Source organism: Halorubrum persicum (assembly GCF_002727125.1).
GTDB lineage: Archaea > Halobacteriota > Halobacteria > Halobacteriales > Haloferacaceae > Halorubrum > Halorubrum persicum.
This window is the reverse complement of sequence record NZ_NHOA01000029.1, coordinates 61,923-71,346: the sequence shown is the minus strand read 5'-3', so window position 1 is coordinate 71,346 and position 9,424 is coordinate 61,923. Positions and strand designations below refer to the sequence as shown.

The window sequence follows — 9,424 nt, the reverse complement described above, 5'->3', positions numbered from 1 at the left end:
GGTGTTCCGCACGGCGGACTGGCACGAGCGGGAGGCGTACGACCTGATCGGCATCGAGTACGACGATCACCCCGACCTGCGCCGGATCCTCCTGCCCGAGACGTGGCAGGGCCACCCGCTCTCGATGGACTACGAGAAGGACGGACCGCAGATCGTCACGCTCTCCGAAAACGAGCCCATCGAACCGGGCTCGTCCGCGGAGACCGGGAGCGACACGATGCTGCTCAACATCGGGCCGCACCACCCGGCGACCCACGGCGTGCTCCACCTACAGGTCACGCTCGACGGCGAGGACGTGGTCGGCGTCGAGCCCGACATCGGCTACATCCACCGGTGCGAGGAGCAGATGGCTCAGTCGGGGACGTATCGGCACCAGATCATGCCGTATCCCGACCGCTGGGACTGGGGCGGCGCCGGTCTGCTCAACGAGTGGGCGTACGCCCGCGCGGCCGAGGACCTCGCCGACATCGAGATACCCGAGTACGCGCAGGTGATCCGCACCATGTCCGCGGAGTTCAGCCGGATCCTCGCGCACATGCTGGCGCTGGGGGCGTACGCGCTCGACGTGATCGGCGACTTCACGGCGACGTTCATGTACGCCATCAACGAGCGCGAGCGCGTCCAAGACATCGTAGAGGAGCTGACGGGGCAGCGGCTGATGTTCAACTACTTCCGCCTCGGCGGGGTCGTCTGGGACCTCCCCGAGCCCCGCGAGGAGTTCTTCGCGACGATCCGCGAGTACCTCGACGGGCTCCCCCGGCGGCTCGATGAGTACCACGACCTCCTGACTCGGAACGAGATCCTCCAGATGCGGACCGTCGACACGGGCGTCTTGCCGCCGGATGTCGCGAAGGAGTACGGCACGACCGGGCCGGTCCTCCGCGGGTCGGGCGTCGACTACGACCTGCGTCGCGACGACCCGTACGGCTACTACGACGAGCTCGACTGGGACGTGATCACCGAGGACGGCTGCGACAACTTCAGCCGCCTGCTCGTCAGGATGCAGGAGGTCGAGGAGTCCGCGAAGATCATCGAGCAGTGCGTCGACCTGCTCGAGGACTGGCCCGAAGACGAGCGGAACATCCAGGCGAACGTGCCGCGCACGCTGCGCCCGGACGACGACACGGAGATCTACCGCGCCGTCGAGGCCGCCAAGGGCGAGCTCGGCATCTACATCCGCGCGGACGGCACCGACAAACCCGCCCGCTTCAAGATCCGCGGGCCCTCCTTCTCGAACCTCCAGGCGCTCCCCGAGATGGCCACCGGCGAGGCGATACCGGACCTGATCGCCTCGCTGGGGAGCCTCGACACGATCATGGGCGAAGTCGATCGGTGAGCCGATCGGGAGAACGGGGACGCGACGGGAGCCCGAGCCGGACTACCGCCCGTTCCGATTCGCGTCGAGCCGCTCGACGCGGGTGATCAGCTCGTCGACGGCGACCTCCTGGTCGTCGGTGGCGTCGACGATGCGATCGGTCGCCGCCTCGGTGCGGTCGGAGCGCTCCCGGACCGCCTCCAGCGACGACGTGAGCTCCTCGACGGTGGCGGCCTGATCGTCCGTGGTCCGAGCGACCTCGGCGACGCCGGCGGCGGCCTCGTCGACCGCGTCGGCGATCTCCTCGAGGGAGTCGAGCACCGTCTCGATCTCGGTGCCCGCGTCCTCGATCCGGTCGTGCGACCGCTCGACGGCGGTGCTCGTCTCGTCGGACTGGGCCTGCAGCTCCGCGAGGCTCTCCGTGATCTCCTCGGTGTAGCCGCGGGTCTCGTCGGCGAGCTTCTTCACCTCCTCGGCGACGACCGCGAAGCCGTCGCCGCCCTCGCCGGCGCGGGCGGCCTCGATGTTGGCGTTGAGCGCGAGCAGGTTCGTCTGCTCGGCCACGTCGGAGATGACCTCGATGACCTCCTCGATGTCGTCCATCCGCTCGGAGAGCGCGCCGACGCTCTCGACGAGCTCGTCGCCGATATCGACCACGTCCTCGGTCGCCTCGCGGGCGTCCTCGCTGGCGTCGAGCCCCTCGTCGGCGGCCTCGCTGGCCGCGACCGCGGCGGAGTCGACCTGGTCGGCCGTCGCGGCGACCTCCTCCATCCCGGCCGAGAAGGACTGCATCTCGGAGACGCTCTCCTCTAACAGCTCGTTCTGCTCGTCGACGTTCTCGGCGATGTCCGCGGCCGCGGTGCTGGCCTTCTGGACGGTCTGGTCGATCTGGCGCGCCTGCTCGTGGACGCTCTCGGAGAGGCTCTGGAGGTTCTCCGCCATCTGGTTGACGACCTCGATGACGCTCAACAGCTCCTCGTCGAGGATCTCGCACTCCTCGTGACGGACGGCCCGCGCCTCGAGGTTCCCCTCGCCGATCGTCTCGGCCGTCTCCCGGACCTCGGTGACCAGCGTTTCGGTCGCGTTACGCTGGTTGATGTTCTCCGTCCGGTCGATGACGACCTCGGTGACGCCGAGGAGCTCGTCGCCGTCGTACAGCGGTGTCGCCGTGAACTCGATATGCTTCTCGTCGCCGTGGCGGTCGACCATCGTACTGGTGTCGCGGTAGCGCGTCTGCGCCGAGTCACAGCGCTCGACGCCGTACACCTCGTCGGCGGCCTCCGGGGCGTCGAGCACCTTGTCGGCGAGCGTGTCAGCCCGCCGCCCGTCGGGATAGAACAGCTCGGAGACGTGGCCGTGACCGATCGCGTCCTCGCGGTCGTTTCCGGTGAGCGACGCGATGGACTCGTTCCACTCGGCGACGTTCCCCTCGCCGTCGAGGATGAACGTCGGTACGCCGGTGGAGTTGAACATCTGCTCGAACCCGGCGGCCGCGAGCGTCTCCGCCCGATTGACGCCGTCCTCCTCGGTGATGTTGTACGCCGACCGCTCGTTCCCACCGGAGTCGGGGCGATCGCCGCCCGACGGTCCCTCGTCGGCGGACCCGTCCACGACGACCCCGCCGTCCGGGACCGACCGCGGGTCCCGATCCCGACCGAACGCTCGTCGGAGCAGCCCTCGAAGTCCTATCATCGTTATGTGCCGCTCCCCAAAGCACCCGCATAAACGGTTCCCCCCGTTACTCACATTTGATAACGGTCCGGTCTGCGAGCCGACAGGATCGATCTCGAGTCCCGAACGCACGCTGTTCGCGGTCGGCTCCGTGGCGCTCGCGGTCTGCTCTCACCGAAACCGACCCCGCCCGTAGCGTTCAAACGCGCTCGGCGGCTACGACGATCCGATGGACGCCGACGCCGTGCGCGAGCGTGCCGCGGACCTCCCGACCGAGCCCGGCGTGTACCAGTTCCGGGCCGGGGAGACGACGCTGTACGTCGGGAAGGGGGTCGACCTCCGCGCTCGCGTCAGGTCGTACGCCGACCCGCGGTCGGGCCGCATCCGGGGCATGGTCGGGCGCGCCGACCGGATCGAGTTCGCGGTCACCGACACGGAGACGCAGGCGCTCCTGCTGGAGGCGAACCTCATCAAGCGGCTTCGACCGCGGTACAACGTCCGGCTGAAAGACGACAAATCCTACCCGCTGGTCGCGATCACGGACCACCAGATCCCGCGGATCGAGGTGACTCGCGACCCCGAGGAGGGCGCGGTCGCGTACGGCCCCTTCACGAACAAGCGGCGCGTGGACGCGGTCGTGAAGGCGATCCGCGACGAGTACCGCCTCCGCGGCTGTTCCGACCACAAGTACGCGACCCGCGACCGCCCCTGCCTCGACTACGAGATGGGGATCTGCTCCGCGCCCTGCACCGGCGAGATCGATCCCGAGAGCTACGCCGAGGACGTTGCGGCCGCCCGCCGGTTCTTCGAGGGGGAGACGGGGGTCCTCGCCGACCCGCTCCGCCGGCGGATGGAGGCCGCCGCCGAGAACGCCGAGTTCGAACGCGCCGCGAACCTCCGGGACAGGCTCGAAGCGGTCGAGGCGTTCCACGGCGAGGGCGGTGAGGCCGTCAGCGACCACACCGACGACCGCACCGTCGACGTGCTCGCGGCCGCCGTCGAGGGGGACACCGCCCGCGTCGCGCGGCTGCACAGCGAGCGCGGCCAGCTGGTCGATCGGAGCCGCCACCAGCTGGACGCGGCGGCGATGGGTGACGACGCGGCGTCGGACGGCGAGCCGGGCGAAAGCGACCCCGCCGACTCCGACGCCAACACGCCCGCCGCGGTGTTGTCCGCGTTCCTCGCGCAGTACTACGCCGAGCGGGAGTTCCCCGACGCGGTCCTCCTCGCCGAGCGCCCGGCCGACCCGGACGTGATCGACTGGTTGGCGGCCGAAGGGGTCTCGGTCCGCGTCCCCGGCGCGGGCCGGGAGGCGAAGCTCGTCGAACTCGCGCTGAAAAACGCCCGCAAGCGCGGCGGCCGCGAGGACCCGGTCGGGGCGCTCGGCGAGCGGCTCGGGATCGACCGCCCCGCCCGGATCGAGGGGTTCGACGTGAGCCACGCGCAGGGGACCGCGGTGGTCGGCTCCGACGTGTGCTTCGTCGAGGGGAGCGCCGAGACGAGCGACTACCGCCGGAAGAAGCTCACCGACCGCAACGACGACTACGCGAACATGCGCGAGCTGGTCCGGTGGCGCGCCGAGCGCGCGGTCGCCGGCGACGACGACCGCCCAGACCCGGACCTCCTCCTGATCGACGGGGGCGAGGGCCAGCTCGGCGCCGCCCGCGACGCGCTCGCGGAGACCGGCTGGGAGGTGCCCGTCGTCGCGCTCGCGAAGGCCGAGGAGCTCGTCGTCACGCCGACCGGCACCCGCCGCTGGCCCGACGACGCCCCCGAACTGCACCTGCTCCAGCGGGTGCGCGACGAGGCGCACCGCTTCGCGGTCTCCTACCACCAGACCGTCCGCGACGAGGTCAAGACGGTCCTCGACGACGTGCCCGGCGTCGGCCCGCAGACCCGGCGTCGGCTCCTGCGCCGGTTCGGCTCCGTCGAGAGCGTCCGCGAGGCCTCCCTCGACGATCTTGTCGACGTCGACGGCGTCGGCGACGCGACCGCGGAGACCCTGCGGGAACGCTTATGAACGAACGCGGCCGATCCGTCCCCTAATGCGCGCGTTCTTCGCCGTCGACCTCCCGGCCGATATCGCGCCCCGCGTCGCGGAGGCGCAGGCCGCCTTCGAGGACGCCGACGGCCTGCGGTTCGTCGACCCCGAACAGGCGCACGTGACGCTGAAGTTCTTGGGCGAGATCGACGACGGCGACGAGAGCACCGACGACGGCGACGACACCACACCCGCACTCGACGACGTGCTCGTCGCCGGCGAGCGGGCGGTCGAGACCGCCGACGTCGGCCCCTTCGAGTGCGCGGTCGAGGGGTTCGGCGTCTTCCCGAGCCTCGACTACATCTCCGTCGTCTGGGCGGGAGTCGGCGCGGGGAGCGAGGCGCTGACCGCGCTTCACGGGGCCCTCGAAGCCGAGACGACCGCGATCGGCGTCGACCCCGAATCCCACGCGTTCACGCCGCACGTCACGCTCGCTCGGATGAACGACGCCCGCGGGAAGGCGTCGGTGCAGGAGGCCGTCCGCGAGCGCGACCCCGAGATCGGTCGGTTCGAGGTCGGCGCGGTCCGCCTCGTCTCGTCGACGCTGACGAGCGACGGGCCCGCGTACGAGACCGTCGCCTCGTTCGGGCTGTAGGCGTCGACCGCGGCACCCGCGAGGACCGCAATTCTCCCTTTTGATACTCTTGGGGGCACGTTTAATCACGGTGATCCGCGACGCGTAGATAGATGGTTGACGATTCGCGATCGGACCGGTCCGGCGGCGACCGCCCGCAGGCGTTCGCGCTCCTCGACGAGAGCAACGACGCGGCGACCCGGCTGGAGGGCGTCGAGGCGCTCGGGACGCCGTCGAGCTCGATGGCGGGCAGCGAGCGCCGGATCGCCGATCGACTCCTGCGGGTCGCGCTCACCGACGACGACGCGACGGTCCGCGCCGAAGCGATCGACGCGCTCTACTTCCACGGAGACCGGTACATCGAGGAACTCGTCTCGCGCGTCGCGGCCGCGGTCCGGCGCCGCGACGGCGGTGACGACCCCGAAGCCGTGTTCGCCCGGTGGCTGACGAGCGGCCACGCGGCGTATCGGATGGTCGGCGCGACCGGGCTGGGCGCGGTGGCCGACGCCGAGATGCGCGGCGCCTCGAACGCGGTGGGCGCCACGGCGGCGGCCTCATCAGACGCGACGGACGCACCGAACGCAACGAACCGACTTCGGAACGCGTTCGACGACGACGACGCCCGCGTCCGAGCGCGGGCGGTTCGGTCGTACGCGAGCCTCGGAGGCGAGGCGATCGCGCCGGTTCGGTCGCTGTTGCGGGCACCCAACGCGCTCGTCCGGCACGCCGCTGTCGACGCGCTGGTGTCGATCGGCACGCCCGAGGCGACCGACCTGCTGGAAGTCGCGGCCCGCGACGGTAGCGACCGCCTTCGAGAGACCGTCGTCGAGCGGCTCCACGAACTGGACCGCCCCGAGTCGGCGGGGATCCTGCTCGACGCGCTCCGGGACCCCTCGCTCGCGGTGCGGCGCGCCGCGGCGGCGTCACTGGCGCGGCTCGTCGCGGAGGGCGACGCCGTGCGAGGGCGCGAGGTCCGCGAGCGGCTCGTGGCCGACCACTCGCCCCGGAGCGACGGGGGCGGCGCGGTCGTCCGGCTGTTCCACGAGGTCGCGTCGGGCGACCGGTCGGACCGCGTCACTGCGGCGACCGAACGACACGCGATGTGGCTCTGCTGTGAACTCATCGACGCCGCCGACGGCGACGCCGACCGGCCCACTGTCTCCCGGCTGCTCGACGCGCTCGCGCACGACGACCCGTACGTCGCCGACATCGCGGCCGCCTACCTGCCGCGGCTCGACGCGCCCGACCTCGAACGGGAGGTCCGCGCGCTCGCCGGCGACCCCGAGAGCGACCCGGACGCACGGGAGCGCGCCCGGTCCGTGCTCCGGCGGCTCAAGCGGCAGACGGCGGCGTCGGCCGCGGACCGGTCGATCGACTACGTCTTCGTGCGACGCCCGGCCGATTACACCGAGAAGCAGGAGGAGTAGGCGGTCGTGCAGATGGACGGCGCCGCGGAGCCGTCACCCCCGGCGCACGAACCGACCCTCTTCCGCTGCGATCTTCAGATCGATCTCGTCGTCGAGGAAGTTCAGCACCGTCGAGACGTTCGGGTCCGCGTCGGCGTCGACGTACAGCTGGAGGACGCCCCCGTCGTCGTCCAACCGGGCCGAGAGCATCCGGACGAAGTCGCAGGCGGTCCGGAGGTCGAACGAGCGGACGATCTCGTGGAACACGCTCACCTCCAACGAGATCGCGTCGCCGTCGACCCAGTTGGCGTCGATGATCCGCGACACCGTCTCGCCGAGCTCGTCCGGCCCGAGGCGGGGGTCGAGCTCGACGACCTCGATGGGGATCTCGGAGAAGTCGAGGTCGGGGGCCTTCTCGAACGGGTACGCTTCCGTGCTGACGACGACGGTCCGGCGCGGCCACCCGTGGAGCTCCTCGTGGAGCAGGCGAACGGCGCGCTCCGGGTTCGTCGTCACCGCGATCACCAGGTCGCCGCCCGCGTGGAAATGGGCGCGGAGCGCGTCCGCGTCCTCGCTGTCGACCGGCGCGGCCACTTGGACCGTCCCGTCCCACGAGACCCGGTCGCCGATGTGCACGCCCTCCTCGATCCGGTCGGCGACGTGTTCGTGCAGGTGCGTCTTGAACTCCTCCACCGCGCCATCGGCGTCGTACGCCGTCTTCGTCGTCGCACAGTACGGACAGTTCCACCGCGTTCGGAAGTCAGAGCGGGTGACGGCCTCGGGGTGGTGCGCCAGCAGGTGTGAGCCGGTAACCTCGCGGATCGACGCCCGGTCAGGCGCCCACGCGGCGAATCCGCACCGATCGCACCCCCATCGAGTCATCATGTGTGTGAACGTACATCGTCAGATTCCTCCGGACGAATATGTATGTTGTGTTACGAGAAACCGGCGGCCGGATCACTCGACGCCGTCGCTGGCAGCGCTTCTCCCCGGCTCACCGTCCCCTTCGGTCTCGACTCCCTCTGCGATCCCCGGATGTTCGACGCGGACTCGCGTTACCCGCGTCGCGGTCGCGTCCGTGACCGAGAGCGTCACGTCGCCGATCTGGACGCGGTCGCCTTCGGTCGGGACCCGGCCGAGCTGTTGTGTGACCAGCCCCGCGACGGTCCCGGTGCCGCCGTCGATCGGGAGGGCCAGCCCGAGCGTCTCGTTGAGGTGCGCGACGGTGGTCCACCCGTGCGCCACCGCGGCGTCGGGCGCGACCACGTCGACGTGGTCGGTCTCCCACCGCCCGACCAGTTCGCCGACGACCTCCTCGACCACGTCCTCGAGGGTCACGATCCCCACCACCGCGCCGAACTCGTCGACGACGACGGCCATCCGGAGGTCGCTCGCCCGCATCGTCGCGAACAGCTCGTCGACCGGTTGGGTCTCCGGGACGAAGGTCGGCTCGCGGAGCGCGCTCGCGAGGGACTCGCCGCGCTCGTCGGCGGCGACCGCGTCGCGCAGGTCGAGGATGCCGACCACGTCGTCCCGGTTCTCGCCGTACACCGGCATCCGCGTGACGCCCTCCGCGGCGGCGGTCGAGGCCGCCTCGGCCGGCGTGGCGGTGTCCGGCAGCGCGACCATGTCGGTCCGCGGGACCATCACCGTCGACACGCGGATCGACTCCAGATCGAGGACGCCGCGGATCATCGCCCCCTCCTCGGGGTCGAGCGCGCCCCCCGCCTCGCCAGAGAGCACGAGCGTCTCGATCTCCTCGCGCGTGAGGTACGACTCGATGGCGGACTCACCGCCGGTAAACCGGTTGACGATCCCGGAGAGCGCCTCGAACACGTACAGCACGGGACGCATGACGCGCTGGAGCGCGACCACGGGCCGCGAGACGCGGAGCGCGTGCCGCTCCGCGTTCGCCACCGCGTAGGACTTCGGCGCGATCTCGCCGAAGACGATGACGAACACGGAGGTGACGAGCGTCGACCCCGTCGCCGCCTCTCCCCCGGAGAAGCCGAACCGCACGAACACCGCGGTCGCCACCGACGCGGCCGCGATGTTGGCGACGTTGTTGCTCACGAGGGTGGTGACGAGGAAGCGGTGCGAGTCGCCCCGGAGCGCCGACAGCGCCCGCGCGCCGGGCGCGTCGGCGGCGAGCAGCGAGTCGACGCGGTGCGACGGGACGGAGAACACGGCCAGCTCAGAGCTCGAGAAGAAGGCGCTTATCCCCGTCAACACGAGGATGGCGCCGACGCCGGCGAACGCGATCGTGATGTCCATACCCCGACCACACGTCCGAATATAAAAGGGAGTACCGCCCGGCGGCGCGATCCGGACTGAGAGAAACGCGGACCGACGGGCGCGTTCGGACTCGGCGATCGGTACCCACGAACGAGGGGTCTCCACCCGAAACAGAGGGGTTC

General features: G+C 70.9%; 7 protein-coding genes. 4 read left to right on the top strand and 3 right to left on the bottom strand.

Annotated features, from left to right (window positions below; all coding sequences use genetic code 11):
• Positions 1-1,336: NADH-quinone oxidoreductase subunit D (locus DJ69_RS04175; RefSeq protein ID WP_099254436.1), on the top strand; the 1,336-nt coding region annotated here is incomplete at its 5' end.
• 42 nt (positions 1,337-1,378) lie between these two features.
• Here the strand turns inward: DJ69_RS04175 and DJ69_RS04170 are convergent.
• Positions 1,379-3,007, bottom strand: a complete 1,629-nt coding sequence (locus tag DJ69_RS04170) for a methyl-accepting chemotaxis protein (protein WP_099254435.1) — start codon at positions 3,005-3,007, stop codon at positions 1,379-1,381.
• A gap of 208 nt (positions 3,008-3,215) precedes the next feature.
• Here DJ69_RS04170 and DJ69_RS04165 point away from each other — a divergent pair, with 208 nt between their 5' ends.
• From DJ69_RS04165 to DJ69_RS04155, 3 genes are all read left to right on the top strand, one after another.
• Entirely contained in the window at positions 3,216-5,006 is a 1,791-nt protein-coding gene (locus DJ69_RS04165; RefSeq protein ID WP_099254434.1) for an excinuclease ABC subunit C, read from the top strand.
• Between the two features lie 25 nt (positions 5,007-5,031).
• Positions 5,032-5,622, top strand: coding sequence for an RNA 2',3'-cyclic phosphodiesterase (gene thpR, locus DJ69_RS04160; protein ID WP_099254433.1), 591 nt, complete (start codon positions 5,032-5,034; stop codon positions 5,620-5,622).
• Between the two features lie 92 nt (positions 5,623-5,714).
• Positions 5,715-7,028, top strand: a complete 1,314-nt coding sequence (locus DJ69_RS04155) for a HEAT repeat domain-containing protein (RefSeq protein ID WP_099254432.1) — start codon at positions 5,715-5,717, stop codon at positions 7,026-7,028.
• 33 nt (positions 7,029-7,061) lie between these two features.
• Here the strand turns inward: DJ69_RS04155 and DJ69_RS04150 are convergent, their stop codons facing one another.
• Positions 7,062-7,892, bottom strand: a complete 831-nt coding sequence (locus tag DJ69_RS04150; RefSeq protein WP_099254431.1) for a DUF7504 family protein — start codon at positions 7,890-7,892, stop codon at positions 7,062-7,064.
• A gap of 72 nt (positions 7,893-7,964) precedes the next feature.
• Positions 7,965-9,281, bottom strand: a complete 1,317-nt coding sequence (locus DJ69_RS04145) for a hemolysin family protein (RefSeq protein ID WP_245851492.1) — start codon at positions 9,279-9,281, stop codon at positions 7,965-7,967.
• Positions 9,282-9,424 lie beyond the last annotated feature (143 nt).